The organism is Selenomonas ruminantium subsp. ruminantium ATCC 12561 (assembly GCF_000424065.1).
Taxonomy (GTDB): domain Bacteria; phylum Bacillota; class Negativicutes; order Selenomonadales; family Selenomonadaceae; genus Selenomonas_A; species Selenomonas_A ruminantium.
This window is the reverse complement of sequence record NZ_AUJE01000014.1, coordinates 41342-55743: the sequence shown is the minus strand read 5'-3', so window position 1 is coordinate 55743 and position 14402 is coordinate 41342. Positions and strand designations below refer to the sequence as shown.

General features: G+C 50.9%; 14 protein-coding genes. 2 read left to right on the top strand and 12 right to left on the bottom strand.

Annotation, left to right across the window (positions count from 1 at the left end; translation table 11 throughout):
* Positions 1-11: 11 nt before the first annotated feature.
* From rlmN to pepT, 6 genes are read right to left on the bottom strand one after another with little or no spacing between them, the layout of a single operon-like run.
* Positions 12-1052, bottom strand: a complete 1041-nt coding sequence (rlmN, locus tag G598_RS0106735; RefSeq protein WP_026766305.1) for a dual-specificity RNA methyltransferase RlmN — start codon at positions 1050-1052, stop codon at positions 12-14.
* A gap of 4 nt (positions 1053-1056) precedes the next feature.
* Entirely contained in the window at positions 1057-2391 is a 1335-nt protein-coding gene (rsmB, locus tag G598_RS0106730; RefSeq protein WP_026766304.1) for a 16S rRNA (cytosine(967)-C(5))-methyltransferase RsmB, read from the bottom strand.
* Positions 2384-3190, bottom strand: a complete 807-nt coding sequence (locus G598_RS0106725; RefSeq protein WP_026766303.1) for a DUF116 domain-containing protein — start codon at positions 3188-3190, stop codon at positions 2384-2386. The genes rsmB and G598_RS0106725 overlap by 8 nt, the downstream gene beginning before the upstream one ends.
* 40 nt (positions 3191-3230) lie before the next feature.
* A complete protein-coding gene (fmt, locus tag G598_RS0106720; protein ID WP_026766302.1) occupies positions 3231-4166 on the bottom strand; it encodes a methionyl-tRNA formyltransferase in 936 nt (311 codons plus the stop codon).
* Positions 4163-4630, bottom strand: coding sequence for a peptide deformylase (gene def, locus G598_RS0106715; RefSeq protein WP_026766301.1), 468 nt, complete (start codon positions 4628-4630; stop codon positions 4163-4165). The genes fmt and def overlap by 4 nt, the downstream gene beginning before the upstream one ends.
* 9 nt (positions 4631-4639) lie before the next feature.
* Complete coding sequence (pepT, locus tag G598_RS0106710) at positions 4640-5893, bottom strand: peptidase T (protein ID WP_026766300.1); 1254 nt, start codon at positions 5891-5893, stop codon at positions 4640-4642.
* Positions 5894-6021: 128 nt separating this feature from the next.
* Between pepT and lgt the strand changes: the two genes are divergently transcribed.
* On the top strand, positions 6022-6825 hold the full coding sequence (lgt, locus tag G598_RS0106705; protein ID WP_026766299.1) for a prolipoprotein diacylglyceryl transferase: 804 nt from the start codon (positions 6022-6024) through the stop codon (positions 6823-6825).
* Here the strand turns inward: lgt and G598_RS0106700 are convergent.
* The 5 genes from G598_RS0106700 to ispE all read right to left on the bottom strand — a co-directional run bounded on the left by G598_RS0106700 (position 6785) and on the right by ispE (position 11599).
* A complete protein-coding gene (locus G598_RS0106700) occupies positions 6785-7462 on the bottom strand; it encodes a Crp/Fnr family transcriptional regulator (RefSeq protein ID WP_026766298.1) in 678 nt (225 codons plus the stop codon). The genes lgt and G598_RS0106700 overlap by 41 nt on opposite strands.
* A gap of 69 nt (positions 7463-7531) precedes the next feature.
* Positions 7532-8479, bottom strand: a complete 948-nt coding sequence (locus G598_RS0106695) for a ribose-phosphate diphosphokinase (RefSeq protein WP_026766297.1) — start codon at positions 8477-8479, stop codon at positions 7532-7534.
* Positions 8480-8604: 125 nt separating this feature from the next.
* Positions 8605-9969 (bottom strand): bifunctional UDP-N-acetylglucosamine diphosphorylase/glucosamine-1-phosphate N-acetyltransferase GlmU, encoded by a 1365-nt coding sequence (glmU, locus tag G598_RS0106690; RefSeq protein ID WP_026766296.1) that lies wholly within the window; start codon positions 9967-9969, stop codon positions 8605-8607.
* Positions 9970-9992: 23 nt separating this feature from the next.
* Positions 9993-10706 (bottom strand): GntR family transcriptional regulator, encoded by a 714-nt coding sequence (locus tag G598_RS0106685; RefSeq protein WP_026766295.1) that lies wholly within the window; start codon positions 10704-10706, stop codon positions 9993-9995.
* 23 nt (positions 10707-10729) lie between these two features.
* Positions 10730-11599, bottom strand: a complete 870-nt coding sequence (ispE, locus tag G598_RS0106680) for a 4-(cytidine 5'-diphospho)-2-C-methyl-D-erythritol kinase (RefSeq protein WP_026766294.1) — start codon at positions 11597-11599, stop codon at positions 10730-10732.
* Positions 11600-11753: 154 nt separating this feature from the next.
* Between ispE and G598_RS0106675 the strand changes: the two genes are divergently transcribed.
* Positions 11754-12218: an S-adenosylmethionine decarboxylase family protein gene (locus tag G598_RS0106675; RefSeq protein WP_026766293.1), complete on the top strand. Its 465-nt coding sequence runs from the start codon at positions 11754-11756 to the stop codon at positions 12216-12218.
* A 60-nt stretch (positions 12219-12278) separates the two neighbouring features.
* Here the strand turns inward: G598_RS0106675 and G598_RS0106670 are convergent, their stop codons facing one another.
* Positions 12279-14306, bottom strand: a complete 2028-nt coding sequence (locus G598_RS0106670; protein ID WP_026766292.1) for a diguanylate cyclase domain-containing protein — start codon at positions 14304-14306, stop codon at positions 12279-12281.
* Between the last annotated feature and the right edge of the window lie 96 nt (positions 14307-14402).

Below are 14402 nucleotides of genomic sequence, written 5' to 3'. Positions count from 1 at the left end.
GAGTAACACCTCTAATCCTGCAAATGCTTATTACGCAACTGACCGCAGGCCGCCTGAATATCCGTGCCCATCTCCCGGCGCACGGTCACGTTCACATGATGGCTCGCCAAATACCCCTCAAACCAGTCAATCCGTGCCTTGGATGGACGCAGAAGATTGCGCTCCACCACGGGATTGATGGGAATGAGGTTGACGCTGGCCAGTTGGCCGTACATAAGCGCTGTAAGCTCTTTGGCCTGCTGCTCCCCATCGTTTAACTTGTCGATCAGGATGTATTCGTAAGTCACCCGCCGCTTGGTCTTGTCAGCATAATTCTTGGCCGCCGCCACCACATCCTTCAGCGGATATTTGCGATTGATGGGCATGATTTCCGAGCGCAGTTCCTGATTTGGTGCATGCAGGGAAACCGACAGGGAAATCGGCAGACCTTCCTCTGCCAACTGATACATTCCCGGTACGATACCGGATGTGGACAGCGTGATATTGCGATAACCTAATCCTAAAGTGTAGGACTCATGGATAAGGCGCAAGAACTTCACAACTTCGTCGTAATTCATCAAGGGTTCTCCACTGCCCATAATCACCATGGTATCCACCTTGCTGCCGGACTCCTCACGCAGCATATCATTAATCACAACTGCCTGCGAGAGAATCTCGCCACAGGTCAGATTCCGTGCCATGCCGTGCAAGGTGGAGGCGCAAAAAGCGCATCCCATATTGCAGCCTGCCTGTGTGGATACGCAGATGCTGTTGCCATAAGGCTGACGCATCAGCACCGTTTCAATGGCAATGCCATCGGCAAATTCGAGCAGGAACTTCGTTGTCTTTTCATCCTGTGAATCCAGCCGCGCCTTAATCTTCGGACGGCCAATGATGAAATTCTGCGCCAGCTGCTCCCGCAATGCTTTCGACAAGTTGGTCATGGATGAAAAATCCACTGCTCCGCGCTGATAAAGCCATTCGGCAATCTGTTTGGCACGGAACTTCTGTACCTTAAAGGGCGCCAAGACTTCCTGCAGCTCTGCTAAGGTCAGTCCAAATATATTCGTCAATGTCTTATCCTTTCGCTTTGCGCAGACGCGCAATAAAGAAACCGTCGGTGCCATCCCGCTGGGGATAAAGCTGTACCATCTTATCCGGACGCTTCACCGGCAAAAAATCCCCGGTCTGTTCCAGCGTAAACTCCGGATGACGGGTCAAAAAGGCCTCCACCACCCCGTCATTTTCTGACGGGTCAATGGTGCAGGTACTGTAAACGAGTACGCCGCCCGCTTTAAGTGCCTTGGCGGCACTATCAAGGATTTCCCCCTGAAGTGGCGGCAAAGCCGCAATCTCCTCAGCACACTTATTCCAGCGGGCATCGGGCTTGCGCCGCAGAACACCCAGACCGGAACACGGTGCATCCACGAGCACGCGGTCGGCCATATCTTCGTATTCCTCGCCCACTTCGCGGGCATCGAGCAAGTTAGGTTCAATGATATCAATGCCCAAACGTTTGGCATTTTCCTCAATGCGCTCCAGCTTATGCTCATAGATATCTCCGGCCACAATGCGGCCTTTATTATCCATAAGCGCTGCCATATGGGTGGTCTTGCCGCCCGGAGCACTGCAGCAGTCGATAATGAGTTCACCGGGCTGCGGGTCAACCACATGAGCAACCAACATGGAACTTTCGTCCTGCACCTGACACAGGCCTTCCTGCAGGGGGGCAAGATTATCCAAGGCACCATGCGCCGTAACCAATATGCCTTCAGGCGTCCACTGGCTTTCCTGCACTTCCGCGCCAGCTTCTTTGAGGGCCATCATGAGTTCTGTTCGCTTGGTTTTCAGCGTATTGGTGCGCACCGATAAGACCGGCTGGCCGTTATCAAAGGCGCAGAGCGCTTCCGCTTCTTCAAAACCAAACTGCTTGACCCAGCGCTTCACGAGCCAGTAAGGATGCTGGCTCTTTAGTGCTAAGCCTTCCGTTGCCTTGCCCTTACCTTCGGGGAAAGCCGCCTTTTCCGGCTCCCGCACAGCGGTGCGCAGAACGGCATTGACAAATTTTACGGTACCGGCATGACTGTACTTCTTGGTCAGCTCCACCGCCGTATTGCAGGCTGCCGAAGCGGGCACCTTATCCAGATAGAAAATCTGGTAAAGCCCCAGCCGCAGGATATCCCGCACCATGGGCGGGATTTTCTTCAATGGCCGGTTCACATAGCGGCGCAGAATCCAATCCAACGTATCCCCAGCCTTGACCGCGCCATAAACCAGTTCCGTCACAAAGCGGCGGTCCTGGTCACTAAGGTCAGCCTTGCGCAGATGACGGGCCAAAGCCACATTGGCATAGGCTCCTTCCTCATGCACTTCATTTAATATCTTAATCGCGATTTCCCGCGCTTTATCCATTATCTTGCTCCTTGGGAATGATGATTTTTTCCAGCTGGGCACGGACTTCGGCCATGTCCACATGGGTGTTATAGCAGGGGCCGTTCGGACGAATGTTTAGCACCCCAACGGCCGGCAGGGGATAAACATCCTGAATCCCGCTCATTAAATCGCGCTCACAGGCAATGGCCAGCACCGCCTGCGGCCGGGTATTATACACCACCTGCCGGGCCAAAGTACCACCGGTAGCCACAAAGAAATGAAACCCCATTTCTTCCGACAACGTCACCAGTGAACCGATATCACAGCCGCCACAGCGCTTACAATTCTGCGGGTCACGCGTGATTTTATGCGGGCAGGTCGCCAGCTGCAGACAATGCGGCGTTACTACCAGCAATCGGTCTGCCGGGACCTTAAGCCCCAAACGGTTAAACAGCAGATTGCTGGTAGCAATGAACGAGCCTTCCAACTTCCGCTTTCCCACGCCAAAAATTTTGGCAACATATACGGCCACGGGAAAGAGCACATTGATCAGCTCATAGGTCTGCCGCTGCAAAAAGGGCAAATAAAACCAGCCCTTGACCGCCAGCACCATATTCAAAATGGCGAGCATTGCCCCGCCGCTGAGCAGGGCAAACAGCGCACCGACCACCATAGGCAGTGGCTCTGCTATTTCGGCCAGCCCTAAACGGGCAATATACCAAATGCCATAAAGCACCACCGAAGCCAACACCGTAGTCAGTGCCAGCATTCCGATAAACAGCCGTTTCTTCGGCCTGCCCGGCAATTTATATTTTTTCTTTTGGGTAGAATCCGTCATTGAAACCTCCAACAACTCTCCCCCTTGCTTTCCAAACAAATCAGGCAAATTTTGCCCCATCGGCAAAACCATGACCATTCAGATAGTCCGCTGCCCGCATTTTCTTCTTGCCGGGAGCCTGCAATTCCACAATCTCCAGAACTTCATCACCGGCAGCCACAAAGAGGCCTGTCTTTTTATCTGCCCTTACAATAGAACCTGCCGGCGCGCTGGCCTTTTCGCCTGTACGGCGCGTACGCCAGATTTTGTACTTGGCCCCGTCCAGCTGCGTATATGCACCGGGCCAGGAATTAAGCCCGCGCACAAGATTATGCACATCCTGCGCTGTTTTTGACCAGTCAATCTGACCAGTGTTTTTTGTGAGCATTGGCGCATAGTTGGATTCAGCAGGCTGCGGCGTGCGCGTAAGCGTACCGTCAGAGAGTTTTTCCAGCGTGTCCATAAGAACTTTAGCGCCCATGTCCATCAGACCATCATGCACTTCTTCAAGCGTGGTGTCTTCACCAATCGGGAATTCTGCCTTTAAGAGCATATCCCCGGTATCCAAACCAGCATCCATAAACATCGTGGTAACGCCAGTCTTTTCTTCACCGTTAATCACGCACCACTGCATGGGCGCAGCCCCGCGGTAGCGCGGCAAAAGCGATGCATGGACATTGATGCAGCCGTATTCAGGAATGTCCAGAATACGCTGAGAAAGAATCTGTCCAAAAGCCACAACCACCATAAGGTCCGGTTTCATTTCCTCCAACTTGGCGGTAAATTCTTCCGTTTTGATTTTCTCCGGCTGATAAACAGGCAAGTCATGCTCGACAGCCCAAGCCTTTACCGGCGACGGCATCATCTTCTGCCCGCGCCCTCTGGGCTTATCCGGCTGGGTGATAACCGCCATGACCTCGCACTGTTCGTGGAGAGCGGCCAAGCAGGGCACCGCAAATTCCGGCGTACCCATAAATACTACGCGAAATTTCTTCACGACTGATTCCCCCTATGAACACTCGTGGCAATATCAATAAAGAGCTGGCCTTCCAAATGGTCAAGTTCATGCTGAATGCAGCGGGCCAAAAGTCCCGTGGCCGTCAGATGCTGGCGCTTGCCCCGGCGGTTCATAAATTCCACCTTGACCTTGGCCGCCCGCTTTACTTCACCATAAATATCCGGTACAGAAAGGCAGCCTTCGGTATCGACAGCCTCGCCTTCCTTGAAGGTAATCACCGGATTGATGAGCTCTAACAGGCCATGCTCGTCCTGACAGTCGATGACCACCAGACGGATGTTCTGTCCAATCTGTGGTGCAGCCAGCCCCACGCCATCGTTTTCATACATGGTTTCGGCCATATCGTCCATCAGTTTTTTGAGTTTTTTATCTACGCGTTCCACAGGTACAGAAACCCGCTTCAGGACGGGATTGCCCGCCTTCAATACTTCTAATAATGCCATATATTCTCCTTACTTCTTGTTCAATTTGCCTGCGCCCACGGCGATTTGCAGCACCGTTTCCCCGGCTTTTTTGAGAGATTCCAATGGCAGGTATTCAAAACGGCCATGGAAATTGGCGCCACCGGTAAAGATATTTGGACACGGCAGCCCCATAAAGGACAGACGGGCGCCATCCGTACCGCCGCGAATCGGCTGTACATCAGGTTCTACACCGGCAGCCTTCATGGCTTCCTTAGCCAGCTCTACCACATACATATTGCCGTCTTCAATCTTTTCCAGCATATTGAAGTACACGTCATGGTGCTTCACTTCCACGCGGCCTTCACCATACTTTTTGTTGAAGAATGCGGCCATGGTGTCGAGATAGGCCTTGCGTTCCTCGAACTTCTCACGGTTGTGGTCACGAATCAGCATGCTCATCGTGCAGGTTTCCACATCACCGCTCATCTTGTAGACATGGAAGAAACCTTCGTGACCTTCCGTGTACTCCGGCTTCTCACCGGCAGGCAGCATCTGCTGCCATTCGCAAGCCATCGACAGAGCATTAATCATCTTGCCCTTGCCATCACCGGTATGCACGCTGACGCCGTGGAACACAATCGTGGGATTGGCTGCATTGAAGTTCTCATACTCCAAACCGCCCAGTTCACCGCCATCAATGGTATAGGCAAAATCAGCTGCAAACTTTTCCACATCGAAACGGTCAGCGCTGCGGCCCGTTTCCTCATCTGGCGTAAAGCCGATGCGAATCTTGCCATGCTTGATTTCCGGATGCTGTACGAGATACTGCATAGCGCTGACAATTGCCGTCACACCAGCCTTGTCATCAGCCCCCAGAAGCGTCGTGCCATCCGTGAACATGATATCCTGCCCCTGATACTTCAGCACTTCCGGGAAAGCCTTGGTGGAGAAGATAATATTTTTTTCCGCATTGAGCACAATATCCTTGCCATCATAATTTTTCACAATCTGCGGCTTGATATCCTTGCCCGAGGCAGACGGGCTCGTATCCACATGGGCAATAAAGCCGACTACCGGAGCATCTTCCATGCCGTTAGCCGGCAGGGTTGCCATCACATAGCCATGGTTATCGAGTTCCACTTCACTAAGCCCGATTTCTTTCAGCTCCTCAGCTAAGTGCTTCGCGAGCACCATCTGTCCCGGCGTACTAGGGCAAGCTTTGTCGTTATCCTCATCGGATTGCGTATCAAAACTCACATAATCCTTAAACCGTTTCACTAAAATATCCATGCTTAATTCCATGAAAAACACCTCGAATAAATTTTGTTCGTTTCATACAACTTATCATTATAGCATAACTGTCTATAGTAAAAAAGCCCCTCATGGTTTATAATAATGAGGGACAGATACTTATTTTAGGAGTTTTCGTTATGCATCAGTATTTATTTTTTGTCGGTGATTTCCCCGTCCGCGCTTACGGACTTGTCATTTCCCTGTCGATTATGCTGGCTACCGGCGTTGGTTATTTCCTGGCCAAACAGGATGGCCGCGGAGCAGAAAAACATCTTGTCGACCTGGGCATTTACTGTGGTCTTGCCGGACTCTTAGGCGCCCGCCTTTGGGATGTGTTCTTCTTCGACTGGGATTACTACTCCCACCACCTGACCGAACTCTTCAATGTTTGGCAGGGTGGCATGGCCATTCAGGGCGGCGTCTTCCTGGGCGTCCTCACAGGCGTTTTTTACTGCCGCCATCATAAGCTGGACACCCTGCATATGATGGATGTGCTTGCTCCTGCCATCATCTTGGGACAGGCACTTGGCCGCTGTGCCAATCTCTTGAATGGCGATGCCTTCGGCGCTCCCACCGGCAGCAGCTTTGGCATTGTTTATCCCGCAACGACCCTGGCTGCCCACACTTATGGCAGCCAGCCGCTTTGGCCTGCGGAAATCTGGGAAGGACAGCTCGATATCGTCATCTTTGCCCTGCTGCTCATCTTCCGCGCCACAGTCAAGCACGCCAAAGGACAGTGTTTTGCCCTCTATGTCATGCTCTACTGTGCCGCCCGCTTCGGACTGGAATTCTTACGCGGCGACTATGCCGAAAAGGTACTCGGCTTTATGACCAGCGGTCAGACCACCAGTGCTATAGGCTTTGTTATCGCACTGATTTGCTTTATTGCAGCCCCAAAATTTACTTCCCTTTCAACTGCTCAAGGGCCTGACGGTCGATAATCTTTATGCAGCCCCGGGAATTTTTTATCCAGCCTTCCTGATTGAAGTACTTCACCATGCGGCTGACCACTTCCCGGGCCGTCCCCATATAACGCGCAATCTGCTCATGGGTAAGATGAATTTCATCCGAACCATGTTGTGCACTTTCCTCCAGCAGGAAAATGGCAAAACGCCGGTCAGCAGACAAAAACAATACTTGCTGCATTTTCCAAAGCATATCCGAAAGGCGCTGGGTGGTCAACTGATAGGCATAACAGCGTACATGAACATTGTTTTCAACCAGCCGGCGGAATGCCGGTGCCTCAGTCAGCAGAACCTCTGTATCCTCTTCTGCATCAACATAGACATCAAAAGTCAGGTCATCCAGAACGCAGGCCGCCGACATAATGCCTACATCACCGGCGAAAAGACGGTACAAAGTTACTTCGCGCCCATCCTCAGACATGGTATATACGCGCAGCTGCCCCGACTTGAGTAAGAGTGCACCTATGCAATCCAAAGGTCCCTGATGAACATAAGCTCCCTTTGGATAGCTGGCATTGCGCGTATGGGCGTAGACCCATTCCTTCTCTTCATCACTTAATTCTTCCCAAAAATCAAAATAATGAGCAAAAACCTCCATCAATGCTTGTGACATTGATAATCCCCTCCTACAGAAAGAGCCTTCCCTTTGGGGAAGGCTCTAATTTTTTTTGCTTTGCTCAGCTTAGCGGAAAAGCTGGCTTACAGAGCGGCGGCCCTGAATGCGCATGATAACATCACCGATAGCATCTGCCAAGGACAGCGTTACAATCTTATCGGAATGCTTCTCCGGCGGCAGAGGAATGGTATTGGTGATAACCAGTTTCTCAATGCAGGATTCATTGATGCGCTGCACTGCCGGGTCACTTAAGATAGCATGCGAGCAGGAAGCAAATACCCGCTTAGCACCACGCTTTTCCAGTGCCTTAGCGCCTTCACAGAGAGAGCCTGCCGTATCTACGATATCATCAATGATGATGGCCGTCTTGCCTTCCACTTCACCGATGAGGTTCATTACCTCAGCACAGCCCGGTTTCGGACGGCGTTTTTCAATGATAGCAATGGGTGCATGGAGGTGGTCAGCCAAAACACGGGCACGGGTTACACCGCCCAGGTCCGGGGAAACCACCACCACATCATCGAGCTTCTGGCTGCGGAAATAGTTGGCAATTACAGGCGCTGCTGCCAGATGGTCCACAGGAATATCGAAGAAGCCCTGAATCTGGCCAGCATGGAGGTCTACAGTGACAACACGGGTAACGCCAGCCGTGGTCATGAGGTTAGCCACGAGCTTAGCAGAGATGGGTTCACGGCCGCGGGTCTTGCGGTCCTGACGGGCATAAGCGTAGTAGGGAACAACTGCCGTTATGCTATGGGCAGAAGCACGCTTGCAGGCATCTGCCATAATGAGCAGTTCCATCAAGTTGTCGTTTACCGGGTACGAAGTCGGCTGGATGATGAAAATATCCTTGCCGCGAATGCTTTCGCTAATCATAACCTGGGTTTCACCGTTGTTGAAATGACCGACATATGCATCGCAAAGATTTACACCAATGTGGTCCGCAATCTCTTTTGCCAGTTCCGGGTTAGCGTTACCGGTCAGGATGCATAAGTTTCCAGTGTCTAAAGCCATTTTGTACAAGTCCTCCAAATCTTTCTTTTCCTAAAGTTAACACATCATGGGGAAGTGACCTGAGTCACATTCTATCTACAACAGTATATCACTGTTTGCAGCTTACATAAAGCCCTTATTTATGATTATTTACGCTTATCTGCCCAGCCTCCGATATTTGTCTGGCGGGCACGGGCGATAGCCAGTGTATTGCTGGGCACTTTTTTGGTAATCGTGGAGCCGGCACCGATATATGCACCGTCCTCAACTTCCACAGGAGCCACCAAATTGGAATTGCAGCCTACGAAAGCATCATTGCCAATCTTCGTGCGGAACTTATTCTTGCCATCGTAGTTGACCGTGATGGTACCACAGCCCATGTTGACGCCGGAACCCATATCCGTGTCGCCAATGTAGGACAAGTGCGGCAGCTTGGAACCTTCGCCAATTACGGAATTCTTGACTTCCACGAAGTTGCCCATCTTGACACCAGCCATCAGGTGAGAATCCGGACGGATGTGGTTGAACTGGCCGAGGATTACGCCATCATCAATCACGCAGTCATGGTAGTAGCCGAACTGGCCCATAACCTTATTGCCCATCTTGACATCCTGCAGACGGACGCAGGGGCCTACCTCACAGTCTTCACCGATAACCGTATTGCCTTCAATCCAAGTCTGCGGATAGATAACCGTATCACGGCCAATCTTTACATCACAATCCACATAAGTGGTGTCCGGGTCCATAATCGTAACGCCATCAGCCATGAGTTCTTCATTCTTGCGGCGGCGCAGGATTTTTTCAGCACCGGAGAGCTGCAGGCGGGAGTTGATGCCCAGCGTGGATTCATAATCATCGGCTGCTACAGCCCAGATTTTTTCACCCTGCTTCTGGAGAATTTCGAGCACATCCGGCAGGTAATATTCACCCTGTGCATTGTCATTCGTAACCTGCTGCAAGGAGGCAAAGAGCGCGCGGGCATCAAAGCAATAGATGCCGGAGTTTACTTCCTTCACCGCACGTTCTGCTTCCGTAGCATCCTTATGCTCCACAATCTTGAGCACGCTGCCGTCTTCGGCACGGATGATGCGGCCATAGCCCGTAGCATCCGGCATGATAGCCGTGAGCACTGTAGCCTTTGCCTTGGCTTCCACATGGGATTCATAGAGCTTTTTCAGCAAATCACCGGTCAGAAGCGGTGTATCACCACAAAGTACCATTACCGTTCCCTGCTCGTCCTTCAAGAGTTCTGCAGTCTGCAATACAGCATGACCTGTACCCAGCTGTTCTTTCTGTTCAGCAAATTCAGCCTGCGTGCCCAAAGCTTCGCGCACCATTTCACCGCCAAAACCAGTGACTACGATATTGCGTTTCGCGCCAGCAGCCTTAGCGGCATCAATGACGTGCTGCACCATGGACTTACCTGCAGCCTTGTGCAGAACCTTCGGGAGTTTGGATTTCATACGGGTGCCCTTGCCGGCAGCAAGGATTACAGTTACTAAATCAGACATTGTTTCAATATCTCCTTAAAATTTTATTTCTTGGCCTTTTTCGCCTTGGCTTTTTTTTCATTTTCCAGGGCTTCCATAGCCTTTAAGAGTGTCTTTTCCGAGTTTTCCATATGGCGCTCTGCCGCGCGGCTGGCAGCCTTACGGTCACCACTGGCTATGGCATCCACAATCAGTCGGTGTTCCTCCAGCGTTTCTTCCAGACGCCCCGGATAGGACATGGAGAGGGTACGGAACCGCGTGAGCTGGTCGCGCAAATTGGAAATAATGCCCACCAAACGTTCATTGCGGGCCGCATGATAGAGTAAATCATGGAACTCAATATCCGTTTCCACGATTTTTTCGATATTGCCTTCCTTGATATAACCACCGATAATCACGAGCAGACGCTGCAAATGTTCAAGCTCATCATCGGTGATATGGTCAGCAGCCAGCCCATTGGATAACGATTCCAAGGCGGTGCGGATTTCAAAAATCTCATTAATGTCACGGATGGACATACTGGCTACATACGTTCCCCGCCGGGGCATCATCACCACATAGCCCTCAAGCTCCAGTTTGCGGATAGCCTCCCGCACCGGAGTACGGCTGACCCCCAACTCCTCAGCCAGCTGAATTTCCATAATGCGTTCGCCAGGTTTCAATACCCCGCTGCGAATAGCTTCCCGCAGGGATTCACACACAACCTCACGGAGCGGCTGGTAACTATCAAGCTTAATTGGAGCTAATCTGTTTGTCATATCAGGCCTACCTCTTTTATAAATTACGCTTTTCTTCGATTCATTTGAAATGTACGGGTGACAAAGACATCCGCATTGGTTTCCTGCCGCAGAACATCGGCAATGGCCTCCGCCTGTTCCCGGCTTTTTGCCAGGCCGAAGACAGTCGGGCCGCTGCCGGACATCATGCTGGCCATCGCGCCCTTGTCCAGCATCATCTGCTTATATTCTGCAATCACGTCATACTTCTTTATAGTAACACTTTCCAGCACATTACACAATAACCCGGCTACAGCTTTTCGATTGCCGCAGTCTATGGCCTGCTTGATGGCTTCATTATCCGGATGACGCTCTGCGCCCTGTTCATCATAATTCTGATAAGCCCAGGCCGTGGACACCGAAATGCGCGGTTTAGCGAGCACCACCCAGGTTTCCGGCATATCAGAAAGCCTCGTCAGCACTTCTCCGCGCCCCGTAGCCAGCATGGTGCCGCCCATAATGCAGAAGGGAATATCCGAGCCCAGACGCGCCCCCAGTTCACAGAGTTTTTCCTCATCGAGCTGCAGTCCATATAAATCATTCATGCCCTTGAACACAGCCGCTGCATCTGCGCTGCCGCCGGCAAGACCTGCCGCAACAGGGATACGCTTTGTCAGTTCAATGCGCACGCCTCCCTCAAGGCCGTATTCCTGCCGTATAAGCTCTGCCGCCCGCCAGGCCAGATTCTTTTCATCCGCCTTCAGCCAGGGCACGTTAATGCTCAGCTCGATATCCCGTTCCGTTTTTTCCATCACCAGCGTGTCATGAAGACCTATGGTTTGCATGACCATAGCCACTTCATGAAAACCATCCGGACGCTTGCCCAATATATCCAGCGTCAAATTTATCTTGGCATTTGCTTCTACTGTAACCATCTGCACACTCCCATTCAATCAACTTCTAATAGAATATCAATTTTTGCTCTATAACGCAAGAAATCCTCCTCTCTTTGCGAGAATAAATTTGACTAGCCCCCTGCTTATCCACTATAATATAGGTTATGTCATAGGGAAGGGAGCGGATTAAAACATGAAAATACTTGCCCGGCATTTGACCGCGGATTTATTTAACTGTCAAAACAATCAATTAACCGATAAAGAACTCATTTTGGATATGCTCAAGACCATTTTACAGGATTTGCAAATGAAGCTGAGCAGCTGTGTTACGGAATCTCCGGACAGCGAACACGCTGTATTCATTCTGGCACTGGACAAAGGGCATATTACCCTGCATGTCTATCCTCAGCTCAAATATGTAGCTTTGGATGTCTTCCTCTGTCAGGAGGATGCCGAGCCGGATAAACTTGGTCAGGCTATACGCAATTTCTTCAAACCGGATAAGACCAAGACCACGGTCTTAAAACGTGGAGATTTCGGTGCACCGAAGGAAATCAAACCCAAGGTAAAGACAAAAGTTGCGCCCTTGCGCAAAATCCACAACACCGGCGCCAAGGTCATTCGCATTTTAGCCCGGCGCAACAACAATCAGCAATAACTGAATTTTATCCATACAACAAGAGCGGATGCCGATATTTGGCATCCGCTCTTGCTGTATTTACTTTTCCCGCTCCAACATTACGGCATAACATATCGTTCCATACAGAGGATGCAGCTCCAAGCGATGACAGATTTCCACTTCCACCGCTCCCCGCTGCACATTCTGCAGATGATAGCGGAATATTTTCGTATTCTCGCTTTCGCTCTCCTTATGGAAGATATTTCGCTCCTTTTCATCCACTAAAGCCAAGGCAGAACCATCCGTCCGCTGCTGCAGGGCATCCAAGCTTTCATCCCCCGTCAGCCGCAAGAGCTCACCACTCGCATAAAGCAAGGTATTCTGCGGGTCAATCTTGTAAATCAAAATAGCCGCCGGCAGATTGCAGCTGACATTGTGCAGATTAAAGCCCAATCTTGTCCGCATAACCTGCTGCTCCAGCTCCGCATCATAAATCACATAGCCATTCTTACCCTTGAGCTTCACGCCATAAAGTGCTTCGTCCGACTGCCGGAACAGAGCAGTCAAGTCTTCAGCTAAATCGGGATATATCGAGACGCCCACAGAAACCGAGAATGTCTTGCCCCGCTCACCGACCGTAAAACTCTTTGGCAGGCTGCAGAAATCGGCAATCCGTTTTTCAGCCTCTACCACAGAGATATCCTTCAATATGACGATGAATTCATCACCGCCATTGCGTCCCACAATGCCCACATCACCGAAATAGGAAAGCAAAATCCGGGACAGTTTTTTCAGCACCTCATCCCCGATGGCATGACCATACAAATCATTGATGAACTTAAAATCATCAATATCCAGTGTCATCATCACCGCCGTTTTGGCGTCCGTCCACCAGCCCTTGAGTTCCCGCTCCACACCAAAGCGGTTAAATAAGCCCGTCAGCGCATCATGGTAGGTTCGCTTCTCCATTTCCTCCTGATTGCGCTTCAACTGACTGGCCGCATTGGCAAAAGCCCGGCACAAATCACCGATTTCATCGTTGCCGCCCTCAGGCACAGCCACATCAAACTTGCCGGCCGCCACCTCATACGATACTTCCGTAAGACGCGTCAGTTTTTTCGTCATGCGCGTGCTCACCAAAAAGCAAAATACTGCCGAAACCACCACGAGGAGCAGGAATATTTCACAGAGCTGAATGATTTTATACATGGCTTCTGCATAGGTTTCATGTACAGGTGCTGCCACCATCAGAGCCAGCTCATTGCGCAGACTGACCACCGCCATATCGTATTCTTTGCCGCTCCAGTTGTAGCGCATGAGTTCCTTGCTGTGCGTATTGGGCACAAAGAATTTACCTGTACTGGAAATCAGCTGACCGCCACGGGTTGACTCAATGCCATCCGGATTTTCCAACGTATAATGAATGCGTCCGGATAAATCCGTCAGAAAAGCCTGCCCCGAATTGTAGGACGGAACATGTTCTATGCGTGACAACAGCTGACGAAAATCCAAATCCACACCGATTACCGCGACGAGTTTTTTATCCTTGTAAACCGGCGTTACATAAGACAGCAGATAGCGCCCCTGCACATCGTAGTAATAAGGCGGTACCCACATCCCATGACCTTTTTCTACCGGCAGTTTATACCAGCTGGTATGCGCCACATCATCCGCAGCATAGGACGAAACCAGACCGAGCGGCCTGTCCTCAAAATCTTCGCCTTCGGCCGGCCGCACACGCCACAAATTTTCCTCGCTGCCATTAAGCTCATCGGCATAATAGACATAGTAGGAACATACGACATCCATATTGCCTACTGCATTCTGAAACGCCTGCTTTGCACTGCGGCTCAAAAATTCCCGCATTTCCTTATCCGGCAATCCCGGTGCCGCTGCAACCTGCAGCTTTACCTCATTGGCAACGAACTTGGTCACATCCTCGGCATGAATCAGCTGCGTGTTGATAACCGCCCGCTGATTCTCCGCTACGCGGTTAAGGTTCTCCGCCTCATGTTCTCCCGTCAACCGGTCAATGGTCATCACGCTGACCGAGCCCATCCCCAAAGCCAGTATCAGCATAAAGGTCATACACATGGCCAGTATTTGAAATTTTATTGAATGAAACATCGGTCAACCACCACACTTATATAGATTCACTACACTACATAGTTAATTACACCTTTAACGCTGAATTTCCTGCTCTATACATAAAAATCCATATAA

Excerpts from the sequence above, each read along its gene's own strand:
- rsmB (WP_026766304.1), bottom strand. The coding sequence starts at position 2,391 with ATGGATAAAGCGCGGGAAATCGCGATTAAGATATTAAATGAAGTGCAT.
- G598_RS0106725 (WP_026766303.1), bottom strand. The coding sequence starts at position 3,190 with ATGACGGATTCTACCCAAAAGAAAAAATATAAATTGCCGGGCAGGCCG.
- def (WP_026766301.1), bottom strand. The coding sequence starts at position 4,630 with ATGGCATTATTAGAAGTATTGAAGGCGGGCAATCCCGTCCTGAAGCGG.
- pepT (WP_026766300.1), bottom strand. The coding sequence starts at position 5,893 with ATGGAATTAAGCATGGATATTTTAGTGAAACGGTTTAAGGATTATGTG.
- lgt (WP_026766299.1), top strand. The coding sequence starts at position 6,022 with ATGCATCAGTATTTATTTTTTGTCGGTGATTTCCCCGTCCGCGCTTAC.
- G598_RS0106700 (WP_026766298.1), bottom strand. The coding sequence starts at position 7,462 with ATGTCACAAGCATTGATGGAGGTTTTTGCTCATTATTTTGATTTTTGG.
- G598_RS0106695 (WP_026766297.1), bottom strand. The coding sequence starts at position 8,479 with ATGGCTTTAGACACTGGAAACTTATGCATCCTGACCGGTAACGCTAAC.
- glmU (WP_026766296.1), bottom strand. The coding sequence starts at position 9,969 with ATGTCTGATTTAGTAACTGTAATCCTTGCTGCCGGCAAGGGCACCCGT.
- G598_RS0106685 (WP_026766295.1), bottom strand. The coding sequence starts at position 10,706 with ATGACAAACAGATTAGCTCCAATTAAGCTTGATAGTTACCAGCCGCTC.
- ispE (WP_026766294.1), bottom strand. The coding sequence starts at position 11,599 with ATGGTTACAGTAGAAGCAAATGCCAAGATAAATTTGACGCTGGATATA.
- G598_RS0106675 (WP_026766293.1), top strand. The coding sequence starts at position 11,754 with ATGAAAATACTTGCCCGGCATTTGACCGCGGATTTATTTAACTGTCAA.
- G598_RS0106670 (WP_026766292.1), bottom strand. The coding sequence starts at position 14,306 with ATGTTTCATTCAATAAAATTTCAAATACTGGCCATGTGTATGACCTTT.